14 protein-coding genes and 1 pseudogene are annotated in these 16322 nt (G+C 65.5%); 4 read left to right on the top strand and 11 right to left on the bottom strand.

What is annotated here, in order from left to right; genetic code table 11:
• Positions 1 to 117: 117 nt before the first annotated feature.
• Positions 118 to 918 carry a hypothetical protein gene (locus tag UNPA324_RS35145; RefSeq protein WP_164936011.1) on the bottom strand — a complete coding sequence of 267 codons (801 nt, stop codon included), beginning with the start codon at positions 916 to 918 and terminating at the stop codon, positions 118 to 120.
• 104 nt (positions 919 to 1022) lie between these two features.
• On the opposite strand from UNPA324_RS35145, the gene UNPA324_RS15470 reads away from it, so the two are divergent.
• The 3 genes from UNPA324_RS15470 to UNPA324_RS15460 are packed head-to-tail and all read left to right on the top strand — an operon-like array spanning position 1023 to position 4423.
• Positions 1023 to 1526, top strand: a complete 504-nt coding sequence (locus UNPA324_RS15470) for a YaiI/YqxD family protein (protein WP_141935058.1) — start codon at positions 1023 to 1025, stop codon at positions 1524 to 1526.
• 2 nt (positions 1527 to 1528) lie between these two features.
• Positions 1529 to 3340, top strand: coding sequence for an ABC-F family ATP-binding cassette domain-containing protein (locus UNPA324_RS15465; protein WP_141935057.1), 1812 nt, complete (start codon positions 1529 to 1531; stop codon positions 3338 to 3340).
• 3 nt (positions 3341 to 3343) lie between these two features.
• The gene (locus UNPA324_RS15460) at positions 3344 to 4423 is read left to right on the top strand and encodes a D-TA family PLP-dependent enzyme (protein ID WP_141935056.1); all 1080 of its coding nucleotides are present in this window, start codon (positions 3344 to 3346) and stop codon (positions 4421 to 4423) included.
• A 183-nt stretch (positions 4424 to 4606) separates the two neighbouring features.
• Here the strand turns inward: UNPA324_RS15460 and UNPA324_RS15455 are convergent, their stop codons facing one another.
• The 8 genes and pseudogenes from UNPA324_RS15455 to UNPA324_RS15420 form a co-directional block, all read right to left on the bottom strand.
• The gene (locus UNPA324_RS15455; RefSeq protein WP_283810313.1) at positions 4607 to 5827 is read right to left on the bottom strand and encodes a BaiN/RdsA family NAD(P)/FAD-dependent oxidoreductase; all 1221 of its coding nucleotides are present in this window, start codon (positions 5825 to 5827) and stop codon (positions 4607 to 4609) included.
• Positions 5824 to 6741: an SDR family NAD(P)-dependent oxidoreductase gene (locus UNPA324_RS35730; RefSeq protein ID WP_128917680.1), complete on the bottom strand. Its 918-nt coding sequence runs from the start codon at positions 6739 to 6741 to the stop codon at positions 5824 to 5826. The genes UNPA324_RS15455 and UNPA324_RS35730 overlap by 4 nt, the downstream gene beginning before the upstream one ends.
• A gap of 118 nt (positions 6742 to 6859) precedes the next feature.
• Positions 6860 to 7339, bottom strand: a complete 480-nt coding sequence (locus tag UNPA324_RS15445) for a MaoC family dehydratase (protein ID WP_128917681.1) — start codon at positions 7337 to 7339, stop codon at positions 6860 to 6862.
• Entirely contained in the window at positions 7340 to 9058 is a 1719-nt protein-coding gene (locus tag UNPA324_RS15440; protein WP_141935054.1) for an AMP-binding protein, read from the bottom strand.
• 128 nt (positions 9059 to 9186) lie between these two features.
• Positions 9187 to 10080: pseudogene (mmsB, locus tag UNPA324_RS15435) on the bottom strand (3-hydroxyisobutyrate dehydrogenase); the annotation flags it as partial.
• A gap of 19 nt (positions 10081 to 10099) precedes the next feature.
• A complete protein-coding gene (locus tag UNPA324_RS15430) occupies positions 10100 to 11167 on the bottom strand; it encodes an enoyl-CoA hydratase/isomerase family protein (protein ID WP_141935052.1) in 1068 nt (355 codons plus the stop codon).
• On the bottom strand, positions 11164 to 12309 hold the full coding sequence (locus tag UNPA324_RS15425; RefSeq protein WP_128917685.1) for an isobutyryl-CoA dehydrogenase: 1146 nt from the start codon (positions 12307 to 12309) through the stop codon (positions 11164 to 11166). Before UNPA324_RS15425 ends, UNPA324_RS15430 begins: the two co-directional genes overlap by 4 nt.
• Before the next feature lie 131 nt (positions 12310 to 12440).
• Positions 12441 to 13937 carry a CoA-acylating methylmalonate-semialdehyde dehydrogenase gene (locus UNPA324_RS15420; protein ID WP_128917686.1) on the bottom strand — a complete coding sequence of 499 codons (1497 nt, stop codon included), beginning with the start codon at positions 13935 to 13937 and terminating at the stop codon, positions 12441 to 12443.
• A 98-nt stretch (positions 13938 to 14035) separates the two neighbouring features.
• Here UNPA324_RS15420 and UNPA324_RS15415 point away from each other — a divergent pair, with 98 nt between their 5' ends.
• Entirely contained in the window at positions 14036 to 14944 is a 909-nt protein-coding gene (locus UNPA324_RS15415; RefSeq protein WP_141935051.1) for a LysR family transcriptional regulator, read from the top strand.
• Between the two features lie 136 nt (positions 14945 to 15080).
• On the opposite strand, the gene UNPA324_RS15410 is transcribed toward UNPA324_RS15415, so the two are convergent.
• Together UNPA324_RS15410 and UNPA324_RS15405 are read right to left on the bottom strand one after the other, a co-directional pair.
• Positions 15081 to 15698, bottom strand: a complete 618-nt coding sequence (locus UNPA324_RS15410) for a TetR/AcrR family transcriptional regulator (RefSeq protein WP_141935050.1) — start codon at positions 15696 to 15698, stop codon at positions 15081 to 15083.
• Between the two features lie 64 nt (positions 15699 to 15762).
• Positions 15763 to 16296, bottom strand: coding sequence for a PaaI family thioesterase (locus tag UNPA324_RS15405; RefSeq protein WP_141935049.1), 534 nt, complete (start codon positions 16294 to 16296; stop codon positions 15763 to 15765).
• Between the last annotated feature and the right edge of the window lie 26 nt (positions 16297 to 16322).

Genomic DNA, 16322 nt, shown 5'->3' with positions numbered 1-16322 from the left:
TGATCGGGCGATCCAGTATTCCGAGACAGCAGTAATTCACGGATGGGCCGCGGCGTACTGGATGCCCCGGTCAAGCCGGGGCATGACATCGCGTTTGTGGTGACAGGCTTGCCTCCCCTAAGCCGCCGCCTGCTCGCGCGGCTGGTAGATCGCGGTGTGCTGGCAGTGGGCGAGCGGCGTGGTGCCGTTGGCGACGACGAGCGCGTCGAGCTCGACGAAGCGATGGCCTTTCTTCTCGTAATTCGCGGTGACCTTGGCCAACGCGGTGATCTCGTCGCCGGCGCGGGCGGCGGACAGCAGCTGCATGCGGCTGCCGACGTGGATCCAGGGGCCCAGAATGGTGTTGTCGACCAGCACCCGGTTCATGACGCGCTGGATCAGGCCGGGATGGCCAAGCCCTTCGCGCGCGAAGATCGGATCGTTCTCCCTGACGTCAGTGAGATAGTCCGTCGCATCCTGCCCGGCCCAACGGCGCGGCGTGGTCCCCAGCCATTTGCCGGTCTCGAACGTCGCAGGGCTCACCGGCTTGCGCTCGGTCACCGCGGGCACCGCGACATAGTCGCTGAGCGACACCGCCGGCGCAGCCGCCGGCAGCGAGGCCGTCCCGGTCGCGCAGAGCTCGGTGCGGCTGAACACCTCGATGGTCAGCAAGCCGTTATGCTCGGTGGCATCGACATCGGCCGTCTCGCCGTCATAGACCGGCTTGATGAAGCGGGCCTCGACCAGCCCGCAGCTCAGGAAATCGCGGCCCCAGCGCGCGATCGGCACGTGCATCATGTAGGCAAAGACGTCGACGCCCGGGACAAGCCCGCCGGAAAACCCGAAGCGGCGCGCCACCTTGTCGTCATGCATCTTGTTTTCGGATTGTTTTGCGGTGTTGTAGGCCTCGACGCGGTAGGTTTCGAGCCGGTTCGGCATGGCTGGCGTTCCCATATTCTTGTTGTTTCGGGCCGATCGTAGGCCCCGGGGAACAGCGGTCAATCCCCTCGCCTTTGCGGCCCGAATGGGGTACCACGCGGCGAATGACTGAGGCCCCCACCCGTATCTATGTCGACGCCGACGCCTGCCCGGTGAAGGACGAGATTTATCGCGTCGCGCTCCGGCACGGCGTGCCGGTCAGCGTGGTCGCGGGCAATTTCATCCGCGTGCCGCAGGACCCGCTGATCGAGCGCATCGCCGCAGGTAGCGGCATGGACGCGGCCGACGATTGGATCGCCGAGCGCGCCAAGCCGGGCGACGTCGTCATCACCTCCGACATCCCGCTCGCCAGCCGCTGCGTGAAGGCGGGGGCCGACGTGATCGCGCCGAACGGCAAGCCGTTCACCGACGAATCGATCGGCATGACATTGGCGGTGCGCAATCTGATGACGGATCTGCGCTCGGCCGGTGAGGTCACCGGGGGCCCCAGATCGTACTCGCCGCGCGACCGTTCCGCCTTCCTCTCGGCGCTTGACCAGACGCTGCGCCGAATCCAGCGCCGCCGCGCCGATCAGGCGGCAACGAGCCAAAATCTGAATCAAGGCTGATCATGGCGCCGCCGCTGGTCCAACTGAAAGACATCCGGCTGACTTTTGGCGGGACGCCGCTTCTGTCCGGCGTCGAGCTCAATGTCGCCCCAGGCGAGCGCGTCTGCCTGATCGGCCGCAACGGCTCCGGCAAATCGACGCTGCTCAGAATCGCGGCCGGCCTGGTCGAGCCCGACGGCGGCACGCGCTTCGTGCAGCCCGGCGCCACCGTCCGCTATTTGCCGCAGGAGCCCGATTTCGGCGAGCACAAGACCACGCTTGCTTACGTCGAGTCCGGGCTTGCGCCCGGCGACGACCAGCACCAGGCGCGTTATCTCTTGGAGCAGCTCGGCCTCACCGGCGAGGAGAACCCGCATGATCTCTCCGGTGGCGAAGCCCGTCGCGCGGCGCTGGCCTATGTGCTGGCGCCCTCGCCCGACATTTTGCTGCTGGACGAGCCGACCAACCATCTCGATCTCGCCACCATCGAATGGCTGGAACAGGAGCTCGACGGCCGCCGCAGCGCGCTGGTGATCATCAGCCATGATCGCCGCTTCCTGACCAATCTGTCGCGTTCCACCGCTTGGCTCGACCGCGGCAGGATCAAGCAGATCGACCGCGGCTTTGCCTCGTTCGAGACCTGGCGCGACGAGGTGCTGGCCGAGGAAGAGCGCGACCAGCACAAGCTCGACCGCAAGATCGTCGACGAAGAGCACTGGCTGCGCCATGGCGTCTCCGGCCGGCGCAAGCGCAACGTCAAGCGCCTCGCCAATCTGCACGCACTGCGCGACCAGCGCCGCAACTATCACGGCACCGCCGGCACCGCCAGTCTCGCGGCCGCCGAAGCGGAGCAGTCGGGCAAGCTGGTGATCGAGGCCAAGGGCATCACCAAGGCCTACGGCGATCGCAAGATCGTCGAGAATTTCTCGACCCGCATCCAGCGCGGCGACCGGCTCGGCATCATCGGGCCGAACGGCGCCGGCAAGACCACGCTGGTCAATCTGCTCACCGGCGGCATGCAGCCGGATTCCGGCATGATACGTCTCGGCGCCAATCTGGAGACGGCCACGCTCGACCAGCACCGCGAAAGCCTCGATCCCAAATCGACGCTGGCCGAAGCCTTGACCGGCGGTCGTGGCGATCAAATCATGGTCGGCGGCAAGCCGAAGCATGTCGTCGGCTACATGAAGGACTTCCTGTTCGCGCAAGAGCAGCGCGGCACTCCGGTGGAGGTGCTCTCCGGTGGGGAGCGCGGCCGGCTGATGCTGGCGCGCGCGCTGGCAAAACCCTCGAACCTCCTGGTGCTGGACGAGCCGACCAACGATCTCGATCTCGAAACGCTCGACGTGCTCGAGGAGATGCTCGGCGATTACGAGGGCACCGTCATCCTGATCAGCCACGACCGCGACTTTCTCGACCGCGTCGTGACCTCCGTGATCGCGCCCGAGGGCAACGGCAAGTGGATCGAGTACGCCGGCGGTTACAGCGACATGCTGGTGCAGCGCGGCGCGGACCTGAAGCGCGAGACGGCGAAGACGCAAGTCCCGACGGAGAAGAAGGAAGAGCGCTCCGCTGCTCCCGCCTCCACGCCGAAGCGGAAGCTGAGCTTCAACGAGAAGCATGCGCTGGAGACGCTGCCGAAGAAGATGGAAACGTTGCAGGCCGACATCGCCAAGCTGCAGCGGGTCCTCGACGATCCCAACCTCTACGCCAAGGATCGCAAGACATTCGACGACACCTCAGCCGCCATCGCCAAGGCGCATGACGAATTGTCGGCTGCCGAAGAGCGCTGGCTCGAACTGGAAATGCTCCGCGAAGAAATTGAACAGGCATAACTCATGACCACTCCCCTCGCCGCCAAGATCGCCCGTGAGTACGGCACGCCCTGTGCCGTCATCGACATGGACAGGGTCGAGCGCAACATCGCGCGAATTCAGAAGGCCTGCGACGACGCCGGAATCGCCAACCGGCCGCACATCAAGACCCACAAGAACCCGACCATCGCGAAGATGCAGGTCGCGGCCGGCGCCAAGGGCATCACCTGCCAGAAGCTCGGCGAAGCCGAGATCATGGCCAATGCCGGCATCGACGACATCCTGATCAGCTACAATCTGCTGGGTGAAGAGAAGATGGCGCGGCTCGGCGCGCTGCAGGCCAAGGCCAACATGACGGTGGCCGCTGACAACTCCACCGTCGTCGCCGGCCTGCCCAAGGCGGCCGCGGCGTCCGGCCGTCCGCTCTCGGTCGTGGTCGAATGCGACACCGGCCGCAAGCGCGCCGGCGTCGAGACGCCAGCTGAAGCGGTAGCGCTGGCGCGCGAGATCGCGGCGTCCAAGGGACTCGAGTTCGCCGGCTTCATGCTGTATCCGACCGAGACCGGCTGGGCGGACGCGCAAAAATTCTACGACGAGGCGCTGGCGGGCGTGCGCGCGCACGGGCTGGATGCAAAAATCGTCTCCACCGGAGGCACGCCGAACCTGAAGAACATCGGCAAGCTCAAGGGCGGCACCGAGCATCGCTTCGGCACCTACATCTACAACGACCGCATGCAGGTCGCGGCGGGCTCGGCGACCTGGGACGATTGCGCGCTGCACATCTATTCGACGGTGGTGAGCCGCGCTGCGGCCGAGCGCGGCATCCTCGACGCCGGTTCGAAGACGCTGACCACGGACACCGGCGGTCTCGACGGCCACGGCCTGATCCTGGAGCACCCCGAGGCCAAGATCGCCAAGTTCGCGGAGGAGCACGGCTTTCTCGACCTCTCCCGCAGCAACACGCGCCCCAATATCGGCGATGTCGTCCGCATCGTGCCGAACCATGTCTGCGTCGTCGTCAACATGATGGACGAGGTGGTGATGGTCCGCGGCGAGGAAATCATCGGCACGCTGCCGGTGGCGGCGCGGGGAAAGCTGCGGTAGAGAGCTGCGTCGCTGGCGTCGGAACGCTCGCGCATCCTTCGAGGCTCCCGGCGCGCTGCTTTGCATCGCGCCGCTCGCACCTCAGGATGACGCTCTCTCTAGGCCATCGCAAGCTAACGCTCTCTCGTAGCCGTCACCCTGAGGTGGCCGCTTCGTCAGCAGCCCTCGAAGGGCGGCGGCGTTCTACGAACGCTGCAGCCACGCCAACACGCCCCTGCCCGCCGCAGCCCCCGTCGCGAACGAGGCTTGCAGCAGATAGCCGCCGGTCGGTGCCTCCCAATCCAGCATCTCGCCGGCCGCGAACACGCCCGGCAGCTCGCGCAGCATGAAGTGCTCGTCGAGTTCACCAAGAGCGATCCCGCCCGCGGTCGAGATCGCGCGATCGATCGGAGCGACGCCGGTGAGCTGAATCGGAATGGCGTTGATCAGGTGCGCAAGCTCCGCCGGCGAGAGCGATGCGAGCGGCCGTCCTGAGGCGATGGCGGCTTCCTGCATCAAGCCGATTCCGACCGGCGTCACTTGCGCCGCCTTGCGCAGGAAATTCGCCAGGGATTGCTTGCCGCGCGTGCCCGATAGCCGCGTGGTCAGCGCGGCCGCGTCGAGGTCGGGCCGCAACGCGATCATCAAATTCGCTTGCCCGAGACCCAGTACCGCCTCCCGCAGCTCCGCCGACAGCGCGTAGACCGTGCCGCCTTCGATACCGCTGCGGGTGATCATGGCTTCGCCGCGCACCGTGTGTGCGCCGACCGTCAGCGCCACGCCCTTGAGCGGCTGTCCCTCGAAACGATCGCGAAACACATCTGACCAAGCAACCATGAAGCCGGAATTGGCTGGCCGCAGCTTTGAGATGGCAACGCCTTTTGCCGCGAGGAATTCGACCCAGCTGCCGTCCGAGCCGAGCCGTGGCCAGCTCGCGCCGCCGAGCGCCAGCACGGTCGCGTCGGCAACGACGGCGGCCAGGCCTTCCTGCGTTCGAAACAGCAGCCGTCCCTCGCCATCCCAGCCGGTCCAGCGATGCCGGAAGGCAAACCGCACGCGGCTCGCATCGAGGCGCCGCAGCCAGGCGCGCAGCAAAGGCGAGGCCTTGAACGCTTTTGGAAACACGCGCCCGCTGCTGCCGACAAAGGTCGGCTCGCCGAGCGCCTCGCTCCAGACACGCAGCGCCTCAGGCGAAAACGCCGCGATCGCCGCTTGCAGCGTCGGTGCGGCCTCACGATAGCGCGCCATGAACTGCGGCAGCGGCTCACTGTGGGTGAGGTTGAGCCCGCCCCGGCCCGCCATCAGGAATTTGCGGCCCGCGGACGGCATGGCGTCGTAGACGGTGACGCGGGCGCCGCCCTGCGCCAGCACTTCCGCCGCCATCAGCCCGGCGGGACCGGCGCCGATGACGGCGATGTCAGTCAGAGCTTGATCCCCGCCCGTGCCGCGGCCTGCGCCACGTATTTCTGCGTCTGCTCGAACGCGCCTGTGAGCGCCTTGGCCTTCGACATGTCGCTGATCTCGGCGAAATGCGCGGCGACGGCGTCCGGCGTCCATTCAGACTCCGGCAGGTTGATGCCTTCGCTCTCCAGGATCTTGATCACGGCGAAAGAGCCGGCGCCGGCGCCCATGATGGTGCGGGTCGGCGCGTCCTCGCTCAGCATGTACTCGACTGCGGGCGTGATCGCGTTCGGCTTCATCAGTTGCAGCGCCTGGGGCGGCAGCAGCTCTTCGGTCATCCGGGTGGCCGCCGTCGGCGAGATGATGTTGACGCGGATGTCGTTCTTGCGACCTTCCTCGGCCAGCACGTTCATCAGGCCGACCATGCCTGATTTCGCCGCGCCGTAATTGGCCTGGCCGAAATTGCCGTAGAGGCCCGAGGACGACGTCGTCAGCACGATGCGGCCGTAGTTGCGGTCGCGCATGCCGGCCCAGGCCGCCTTGCAGCAATAGAAAGTGCCGACGAGATGCACGTCGAGCACCTTCTGGAAATCGGCCGCTTCCATCTTGCCGAACGACTTGTCGCGCAAAATGCCGGCATTGGCGCACATGAGATCGACGCTGCCCCACTCCCTGGTGGCGCGCTCGACCATGGCGGTGACCTGCTCGAAATTGGAGACGTCCGCGCCGTCGGCCATCGCGGTGCCGCCGGCCTTGCGGATCTCCTCGACCACGGCCTCGGCCGGCGACAGCGAGCCGCCGGTGCCGTCGCGCCCGCCGCCGAAATCGTTGACCACCACTTTCGCGCCGCGGCTGGCCAGCCCCAGCGCATGCGCCTTGCCGAGACCATTGCCCGCGCCGGTGACGATGGCGACGCGTCCGTCGAACCTGATTGCCATGAGTGCGTTTCCTAGATGCTAGTTCGTCATGGCCGGGCTTGACCCGGCCATCCATCAAATCGAAAGGCTTTTGAGCAGCGCTGGATGGCCGGGTCAAGCCCGGCCATGACGGCTCGGATCAGGCGAAATAGATCAGACCCAGCCACTCCGCGATCAGCGCCGGCTTGTCCTCGCCTTCGATCTCGACCGTGACATTGGTGCGGGACTGCAGTTCATTCGGCTTGCGCAGCTTGGCTTCGGCCAGTACGAAGCGGCCGCGGATGCGCTTGCCCGAGCGCACCGGCGAGATGAAACGCAGCTTGTCGAAACCGTAATTGACGCCCATCGTGGTGCCCGCAATCGCCGGCATCACCTCGTAGGACATCACCGATAGCATCGACATCGTCAGGAAGCCGTGGGCGATGGTGGTGCCGAACGCGGTTTCCGTCCTGGCTCTTTCAGGATCGACGTGGATGAACTGGTGATCCTCGGTCACGTCGGCATAGGTGTCGATACGAGGCTGGTCGATCAGATGCCAGGACGACACGCCGATCTCCTTGCCGACCAGGGCCCGATAGGCCTCCAGCGTGATCGGCGGCGACTTCCAGATTTGGTTCACTTAGCTCTCACTCCGTGTTTTCGACAAGTCAGGAAAATCCTCCTCGCGGAATTCCCGGCCGCGCAGGGGATCCTCGCGATCGTCGTCGCGTTCAAGCCGTCGTAGCTGCACGCGACGGATTTTGCCAGAGATCGTCTTCGGCAGCTCGGTGACGATTTCGAGGCGGCGGATGCGCTTGAACGGGGCAAGCCGCGTATGCAGGTGCCGGAAGATGGAGAGCGCCGTCTCCGGCGTCCGCTCGGTGCCCGAGGTCAGCAGCACGAACGCCTTGGGGACGGCAAGGCGGATCGGGTCCGGGCTCGGCACCACCGCAGCTTCCGCGACGAGCTCGTGCTCGAGCAACACGCTCTCGAGCTCGAACGGGCTGATGCGGTAATCGGATGATTTGAACACGTCGTCGGAACGGCCGACGAAGGTGAGATAGCCTTCGTCGTCCTCGAACACCACATCGCCGCTGCGGTACAGCTCGCCCTCGGCGCCGGACAGCTTGCCGTCGTCGCTCTGGTAGCCCTGCATCAGGCCGGCGGGCCGCTCGGCGCCGAGCACCAGCGTGACCTCGCCTTCCCTGGCGGGCTGGCCGTCGGCGTCGCTGATCTGTACGCGATAGCCCGGCAGCGGCCGGCCCATCGAGCCGATCTTGATCTTCTGGCCCGGCGAGTTGCCGGCGAGCGCCGTGGTCTCGGTCTGGCCGTAGCCGTCACGAATGGTGAGGCCCCAGGCCGCCCGCACCTGGTCGATCACTTCAGGGTTCAGCGGCTCGCCGGCGCCGCAGACCTCGCGCAAGGCCACCTTGAACGATGCGAGGTTCTCCTGGATGAACAGCCGCCACACCGTCGGCGGCGCGCACAGCGTGGTGACGCCGCAGCGGCCGATGGTGGCAAGCAGGCCTTTCGCATCGAAGCGCGGCTGGTTGACCACGAACACCGTCGCCCCCGCATTCCACGGAGCGAAGAAACAGCTCCAGGCGTGCTTGGCCCAGCCGGGCGAGGAAATGTTGAGATGGACATCGCCGGGCTTCAGCCCGATCCAGTACATGGTCGAGAGATGACCGACGGGATAGCTGCGCTGGCTGTGCCGGACCAGTTTTGGCTTCGCCGTCGTGCCCGAGGTAAAATAAAGCAGCATCGGGTCGTCGGCGTTGGTCGGACCGTCAGCGCTAAAACTCTCCGAAGCCTTTGCCGCGTCATCGTATGACAGCCATCCGTCGGAGGCCGCGCCGACCACGATGCGGACGACATTCTCGGCGCCAAGGCTTGCGAATTTCGTAACCTGGTCCTCAGCCGCCACCACGGCTCGCGCCTTGCCGCGATCGAGACGATCGCGGAGCTCATCCGCGGTGAGCAGCGTGGTGGCGGGAATTACGACGACGCCGAGCTTCATCGCCGCCAGCATGGTCTCCCACAGCGGAACCACATTGCCGAGCAGCAGCAGGAGATGATCGCCGCGCTTCAGGCCCTGCGCACGGAGGAAATTCGCGACCTGGTTGGAGCGCTTCGAGAGCGCCGCGAAGGACAGCTTCGTCTGGCGATCCTGTGCGGCATCGACGATCCAGAGCGCGGGACGATCCCTGCTCTCCGCATTTGCTGCCAGCTCGGCGTCGAACCAATCGAGCGCCCAGTTGAAGGCAACCGGATCCGGCCAGCGGAAGCCTTTGACCGCGGCCTCGTAGTCCGTGCCGTGATCCAGCAGAAACGCGCGCGCTTCCAAAAATGTCGTCATGATCCGGGCCCGTCGATTTGATCTTCGAGCGTAGCCCGGATGGAGCGAAGCGCATTCCGGGGCCAACTTGGCCTCGGCGAGGACCTATCCCGGATTGCGCTTCGCTCCATCCGGGCCACGAAGCCTCGCTATTTTCCAGCGAGGCTGCGAACGTGCTTGATAATTCCGGAAAAATCCACCCCACCCTGGCCTGCTGCGTCGAAAGACTGATAGATCTCCTGCGCATGCTTGCCGAGCGGCGTGGCCGCGCCAGTAGCCTTCGCGGCGTCCTGCGCCAGCGTCAAATCCTTCACCATCAGCGCCGAGGCAAAGCCCGGCTTGTAGTCGTTGTTGGCGGGCGAGGTCGGCACCGGGCCCGGCACCGGGCAATAGGTCGTCAACGACCAGCACTGGCCCGACGAGGTCGAGGCGACGTCGAACAGCGCCTGGTGCGAGAGGCCGAGCTTCTCGCCGAGCGCAAAGGCTTCGCTGACCGCGATCATGGAGATGCCGAGGATCATGTTGTTGCAGATCTTGGCCGCCTGGCCTGCGCCGGCGCCGCCGCAATGGACGATCTTCTTGCCCATGTTCTCCAGCACCGGCTTGGCCGCGGCAAATGCCTTCTCCTCGCCGCCGCACATGAAGGTGAGCGTCGCGCCCTTGGCGCCGCCGGTGCCGCCGGAGACCGGCGCATCGACCGAAAGCACGCCGTTCTTGGCGGCCAGCGCATGCGCGGCCCTCGCGCTCTCGACGTCGATGGTGGAAGAGTCGATGATCAGCGCGCCCTTGGTCATGGCGGACACGACCTCGTTCCAGACGCCGAGCACATGCTTGCCTGCGGGAAGCATGGTGACGACGACATCGGCACCCCTCACCGCACCGGCTGCGCTCTCGGCAATGCTGGCGCCATCGGCCTTCGCCTGATTGCGGGAGGCTTCGACGAGGTCGAACGCCACGACCTTGTGGCCGGCCTTGACGAGGTTTGCGGCCATCGGGCCGCCCATGTTGCCGAGACCGATGAATGCGATCGTGGCCATTGTCGTTTCCTCCGCTGTCGCGTTGTTAGCTAAACTTCAGCTCATCAGTGCCGATCTCGGCAAAATATGGTGCAAGCATCTCCGGCGTCACATCCTCGATTGCTCGCGGCGACCAGGTCGGGTTGCGGTCCTTGTCGATCACGGCAGCACGCACGCCTTCGCGAAAATCGTCGCTGCGGAAGACTTCCAGCGCAGCGCGGTATTCCCGCACCAGACACTCCTCCAGGCTCGATGAAGCGCGCGCGAGCCGCAAGAGCTTCAGCGTCACCACCATGCCGCGCGGCGATTTTTCGTTGAGCGCCTTCAGCGTTGCAAGTGCAAATTCGGAGCCGTCGCGGTCGAGCGCCGCAAGGATGTCCTCCATGCGATCGAAGCCGAACAGCGCATCGATGATTGGCTCCTTCGCAGCCACCGACCCCGCGGTCTCACCGGTGGCAAAGCCGCTGATGAGCTTGCCGACATCGGCGGCGGCCGCGCCGGAACGCAGCTTCGTTAGCGCCTCGCGCAGCTCCGGCAACTTCACCGCCGGCACGACCCAATCGGCGAACTTCGCATGGATCGCGTCCGGCCCGTTCATGGTCTGGCCGGTCAGCCCGAAATAGGTGCCGATCTCGCCCGGCGAATGCGACAACAGATAGGTGCCGCCGACATCGGGGAAGAAGCCGAGACCGACCTCGGGCATGGCCAGCTTCGTCCGATCCGTGACGACGCGATGGCTGGCATGGGCCGACAGACCGACGCCGCCGCCCATCACGATGCCGTCCATGAAGGCGACATACGGCTTTGGGAACTTCTTGATCCGGGCGTTGAGGATGTATTCCTCGCGCCACAGGATCTTGCCGAGGTCGCCGTTCACCTTCGAGCTCTCCCAGAGCGCGCGGATGTCGCCGCCGGCGCAGAGGCCACGCTCGCCGGCACCTTCCAGCACGATGACGCTGACGGCCGGATCGGATTCGAAACGGTCGAGCGCCTTCTCGATGTCGCGAAACATCTCCAGCGTCACGGCATTGATCGCCTTGGGACGGTTGAGCCTGATGATGCCGGCCGCACCCTCGACGCGGGCGACGAGATCGCCCTCTTCCGCTGCATTCATCGCGCGCCCTCGATCAGCTTGCGCGCCACGATCAGCCGCATGATTTCATTGGTGCCTTCGAGGATCTGGTGCACGCGTAAGTCCCGCACGATCTTTTCGATGCCGTATTCGCTGAGGTAACCGTAGCCGCCGTGAAGCTGCAGCGCTTGGTTGGCGACTTCGAAACCGACATCGGTGCCGAAGCGTTTGGCCATCGCGCACAGCATGGTGGCATCAGGGTCCTTGCGGTCGAGCGCTGCGGCAGCCCGCCACAAAAAGGTGCGCGCGGCCTCGAGCTCGATCGCCATGTCGGCAAGGCGGAATTGTAGCGCCTGGAATTCGTCGAGACGTTTTCCAAACGCCTTGCGCTCCTTCATGTAGGCGCGCGCCTTGTCGAGCGCCGTCTGCGCACCGCCCAGTGAACAAGCCGTGATGTTGAGACGGCCACCGTCGAGGCCGGCCATCGCGATCTTGAAGCCGATGCCCTCCTCGCCCAGGCGATTGGTAACAGGCACGCGGGCGTTCTCGAACATGACCGCACGGGTCGGCTGCGCGTTCCACCCCATCTTGCGCTCATTGGCGCCGAAGGAGACGCCCGGCGTCTTGCCGTCGATGACGAGGGTCGAGATGCCGCCGGGGCCGTCACCGCCGGTGCGCACCATCGCCACCAGGAGATCAGTGCCGCCGGCGCCGGAAATGAACTGCTTCTGGCCGTTGAGGACGTAATGGTCGCCCTCACGCACCGCGCGGGTGCGCAGAGCCGCCGCGTCCGAGCCGGCGCCCGGCTCAGTCAGGCAGTAGCTCGCGATCAGCTCCATGGTGCAGAGCTTCGGCAGCCATTGATGGCGCTGGGCGTCGCTGCCGTAGGCATCGATCATCCAGCTCGCCATGTTGTGGATGGAGATGAAGGCCGAGGTGGTCGGGCAGCCCGTCGCCAGCGCCTCGAAGATCAGCGCTGCGTCGAACCGCGTCATCGCGGATCCCCCGACATCGTCGCGGATGTAGATGCCGCCCATGCCGAGGGTCGCCGCCTCGCGCATGACGTCGACGGGGAAATGCTTCTCCTCGTCCCAGCGCAGCGCATGCGGCGCGATCTTTTCCGCCGCAAACGCGAGCGCCATGTCGCGAACCGCGATCTGATCCTCGTTCAGAGCGAACTGCATGCTGCCGCCTACCCTCTTGCCCCATCGTCATTGCGAGCGCAGCGAAGCAATCCAGGCTGCCTCCGCGGAAAGACTCTGGATTGCTTCGTCGCTACGCTCCGCTCCTCGCAATGACGGACTGGGCTACAGCCTTACTTCATCAGCGGGATCGAGAACTCCGCACCTTCCTTGACGCCGGACGGCCAGCGCGAGGTCACCGTCTTGGTCTTGGTGTAGAAGCGGACCGAGTCCGGACCGTGCTGGTTGAGATCGCCGAAGCCGGACTTCTTCCAGCCGCCGAAGGTGTAATAGGCGATCGGCACCGGGATCGGCACGTTGATGCCGACCATGCCGACGTTGACCTTGGCCGCGAAGTCGCGCGCGGCGTCGCCGTCGCGGGTGAAGATGGCAACGCCGTTGCCGTAGTCATGGTCGGACGGCAGCGCCAGTGCTTCCTTGTAGTCGTGCGCGCGCACGACCGAGAGCACGGGGCCAAAGATCTCTTCCTTGTAGATCCGCATGTCCTTGGTGACGTTGTCGAACAGCGAGCCGCCAAGATAAAAGCCCTTCTCGTAGCCCTGCATCTTGAAGCCGCGGCCATCGACGGCGAGCGTCGCGCCTTCCTTGATGCCGATGTCGATGTAGCTCTTGACCTTCTCGACCGCCTCGCGCGTCACCAGCGGGCCGTAATCGGCGGACGGATCGATCGAGGTGCCGATCTTGAGGCTCTCGACGCGCGGGACCAGCTTTTCCATCAGCCGATCGGCCGTGGCCTTGCCGACGGGGACGGCAACAGAGACCGCCATGCAGCGCTCGCCGGCCGAGCCGTAGCCGGCGCCGATCAGGGCGTCGACCGCCTGGTCCATGTCGGCGTCGGGCATGATGATGGCGTGGTTCTTGGCGCCGCCGAAGCACTGGCAGCGCTTGCCGGTCTGCGCTGCGCGTTCATAGATGTACTGCGCAATCGGGGTGGAGCCGACGAAGCCGATCGCCTTGATGTCGGGGTCATCGAGGATGGCGTCGACCGCTTCCTTGTCGCCGTTGACGACGTTGAGGATGCCGGCCGGCAGGCCCGCCTCGATCATCAGCTCGGCGAGCATCATCGGCACGCCGGGATCGCGCTCCGACGGCTTGAGGATGAAGGCGTTACCGCAGGCAATCGCCGGCGCGAACTTCCACATCGGGATCATCGCCGGGAAGTTAAACGGCGTGATGCCGGCGACGACGCCGAGAGCCTGGCGCATCGAATAGATGTCGATGCCGGGGCCGGCGCCTTCAGTGTACTCGCCCTTCATCAGATGCGGGATGCCGCAGGCGAATTCCGCGACCTCGAGGCCACGCTGGATGTCGCCCTTGGCGTCCGGCACCGTCTTGCCGTGCTCGCGCGCGAGCAGCTCGGCGAGCTTGTCGTAGTCGCGCTGCACCAGCTCGACGAATTTCATCATCACGCGGGCGCGGCGCTGCGGGTTGGTCGCGGCCCATTCGGGCTGCGCGGCGCGCGCGTTCTCGACGGCGGCGCGGACCTCGGCCTTGGACGCCAGCGCCACCTTGGCCTGGACGTCACCGGTCATCGGCTCGAAAACGTCGGCGGTGCGGCCCGAGGTACCCTTGACCTCCTTGCCACCGATGAAATGTCCGACTGAACGCATGGAATGCTCTCCTTGAGGCCTGATCCGCTTTGACAAATCCTATCGACCTGCATTTATTGGGATTCAAGTCTGAGATATTGCACCATAGATGTGCGAAAATGCTGGATCAAGGCGCTATCGATTGGGACGACTTCCGCTTCGTGCTGGCCATCGTGCGGGGCGGCTCGGTCTCGGCTGCGGCAAAACAGCTCGGCGTCGACCATGCCACGGTGATCCGCCGCGTCGACCGGCTGGAAAAACATCTCTCGGCAAAACTGTTTGACCGGCGCAAGACCGGCTACCTCCTCACCGAGGCCGGCCAGCGCGTCGCCGATAGCGCGGAAGCCATGGAATCGACCATCGTCGCCAACCAAGAGCAGGTCGGCGGCTCGGTGGCGCGGCTGACCGGCACGGTCCGGATCGGCGCGCCCGACGGCTTCGGCACCGCCTTCCTGGCGCCGCGGCTGGCGCCCTTCGCCGACCGGTATCCCGATCTCGATCTGCAACTTGTGGCGACCGCGCGGCTGTTCAGCCTCTCCAAGCGCGAGGCCGATATCGCCATCAGCCTGACCATGCCGAAGGAAGGCCGCATCGTCGGCCGCAAGCTGCTCGACTACCGCCTCGGTCTCTATGCGGCCCCCGCCTATCTCGACCGCTTCTCAAAAATCGCCTCGCGCGAGGTGCTGCCGCAGCACCGCTTCGTCGGCTACATCGAGGAGCTCTTGTTCACGCCGGAGCTCGATTATCTGCCACAGGTGTCGCCGCGGATCTCCGCGCGCTTCCGCAGCGCCAATCTGATCGCCCAGCTCAATGCCACGCTCTCCGGTTTCGGCATCGCGGTGCTGCCCCACTTCATGGCGAACGACTATCCGCAACTCGTTCCAGTGCTGCCCGACGAGATCTCGATCACGCGGACGTTCTGGATGTTGATGCACGCCGACAGCAAGGATCTGGCGCGCATACGCGCGGTGGCGGATTACATCGGCGAGATCGTCGAGCGCGAACGGGCGCTGTTTGCGGGGCGGTAACACCGTTCTTGTAGGGTGGGCAAAGCGACGAGACGCGCGCATGCGCTGCGCGTGGCGTGGCCACCACGTCAACCGCCCGCGCGGCGAGATGGTGGGCACGGCGCTCTGCGCCTTTGCCCACCCTACGGGACCTCGCCTAGCTCTTCGCCTTCTTCGCCGCCGCAGCCTTCGGCTCGCGCTTCGTACCCTCCAGCGCGCTGTCCCGGCCCGCCTTCAACACCTCGTCCGACAGCTCGCTTGAGCCCGCGACGCGCGCCAGCAGCATGGTGCCGGCCATCGTCGCCAGCGTCGCAATCGCCTGCTTGCGCGCGGCCTTGCGCGGCATGTTCGGGATATAGTCCGCCAGCAGCTCGATCATTTCGTCGAGCTTGCCGGCAAATGCCTTTCGCGCCTTCGGGCTCTCGCGGGCGATCTCCGCGCCCAGCGCGGGAATCGAACAGCCTTGGCCGGGATTGTCGCGATGCAGCGCGGAGAGGTAGGCCTCCGCGATCAGTGCCAGTCGCTTTTCCGGCGAAACCTCGTCCGTGATCTTGCGCCAGTGCTCCATCGAGCGGTCCATCGCATAGCCGAACGCCTCGATCACCAGCGCCTCGCGGGAATCGAAATGCGCGTAGAAGCCGCCATGGGTCAGGCCGGCCTCCTTCATGAGGTCGGCGACGCCAATGCCGTGGGCGCCCTTTTCACGCAGCCGCACGGACGCCTTCTTGACGATGCGGTCGTGGGTTTCCTGCTTGTGTTCCGGGGAATAGCGCATGCGGTTCTCATTGGATGTCGATGGTCATCTCATAACACGCAAATGACGAAATAGGTGCATTAATTCATGTTAAGTTGCTTCCGATCATCGAAAACGTCGCAGTTGCATGTACCGCAAGGGCGCCCTTGCCGTCCCGGACGAAGCCTTCGGCGTAGCTGGTTTGCCGCCCCAGCTTGATCACCTTACCCTCGGCCGAGATCAAACCGGAACGGACCGAGAGCGGACGCAGGAAGGCCAGCTTCAAGTCCAGCGTTACCGAACTCTGCCCGGCCTGGAGCCGGGTCGAAATGGCGCAGCCCATGGCGGTATCGAGCAGCGCCGCGGCTGTCGCGCCGTGGATCAGGCCGATGGTGTTTTCGAGATCCTCACGCGGCTCCAGTTCCATGACGATCCGCCCGGGCTCGACCACGGCCATGGTGAAGCCGATCAGTTTCGCGAACGGCGGCGGCGGCAGTCGGCCGTCGCGGATGCCGAGCATCGCATCCATGCCCGACAGGCCCATGGCCACCTTCGCAACCGGGGCCGGCACCTGCCAGTCCACCACACGCTCGCGCCGCTGTGCCGGCGAAAACAGATCGGGTCGATCGATATCGGTCATGTCATCCTCTTCGTATGATGACAATC

It is taken from the genome of Bradyrhizobium sp. UNPA324 (genome assembly GCF_006658635.1).
In the GTDB taxonomy this organism is placed as follows: domain Bacteria; phylum Pseudomonadota; class Alphaproteobacteria; order Rhizobiales; family Xanthobacteraceae; genus Bradyrhizobium; species Bradyrhizobium nanningense.
The sequence above is the reverse complement of the archived record's forward strand: the minus strand, read 5'-3'. Positions and strand labels throughout refer to the sequence as shown.

What these genes read in the sequence shown, in the direction of transcription:
- UNPA324_RS35730 (WP_128917680.1), bottom strand. Translation starts at nt 6,741, where the DNA reads ATGGCAATCAGGTTCGACGGACGCGTCGCCATCGTCACCGGCGCGGGC.
- UNPA324_RS15465 (WP_141935057.1), top strand. Translation starts at nt 1,529, where the DNA reads ATGGCGCCGCCGCTGGTCCAACTGAAAGACATCCGGCTGACTTTTGGC.
- UNPA324_RS15440 (WP_141935054.1), bottom strand. Translation starts at nt 9,058, where the DNA reads ATGACGACATTTTTGGAAGCGCGCGCGTTTCTGCTGGATCACGGCACG.
- UNPA324_RS15420 (WP_128917686.1), bottom strand. Translation starts at nt 13,937, where the DNA reads ATGCGTTCAGTCGGACATTTCATCGGTGGCAAGGAGGTCAAGGGTACC.
- UNPA324_RS15460 (WP_141935056.1), top strand. Translation starts at nt 3,344, where the DNA reads ATGACCACTCCCCTCGCCGCCAAGATCGCCCGTGAGTACGGCACGCCC.
- UNPA324_RS35145 (WP_164936011.1), bottom strand. Translation starts at nt 918, where the DNA reads ATGCCGAACCGGCTCGAAACCTACCGCGTCGAGGCCTACAACACCGCA.
- UNPA324_RS15410 (WP_141935050.1), bottom strand. Translation starts at nt 15,698, where the DNA reads ATGCGCTATTCCCCGGAACACAAGCAGGAAACCCACGACCGCATCGTC.
- UNPA324_RS15425 (WP_128917685.1), bottom strand. Translation starts at nt 12,309, where the DNA reads ATGCAGTTCGCTCTGAACGAGGATCAGATCGCGGTTCGCGACATGGCG.
- UNPA324_RS15430 (WP_141935052.1), bottom strand. Translation starts at nt 11,167, where the DNA reads ATGAATGCAGCGGAAGAGGGCGATCTCGTCGCCCGCGTCGAGGGTGCG.
- UNPA324_RS15470 (WP_141935058.1), top strand. Translation starts at nt 1,023, where the DNA reads ATGACTGAGGCCCCCACCCGTATCTATGTCGACGCCGACGCCTGCCCG.
- UNPA324_RS15415 (WP_141935051.1), top strand. Translation starts at nt 14,036, where the DNA reads ATGCTGGATCAAGGCGCTATCGATTGGGACGACTTCCGCTTCGTGCTG.
- UNPA324_RS15405 (WP_141935049.1), bottom strand. Translation starts at nt 16,296, where the DNA reads ATGACCGATATCGATCGACCCGATCTGTTTTCGCCGGCACAGCGGCGC.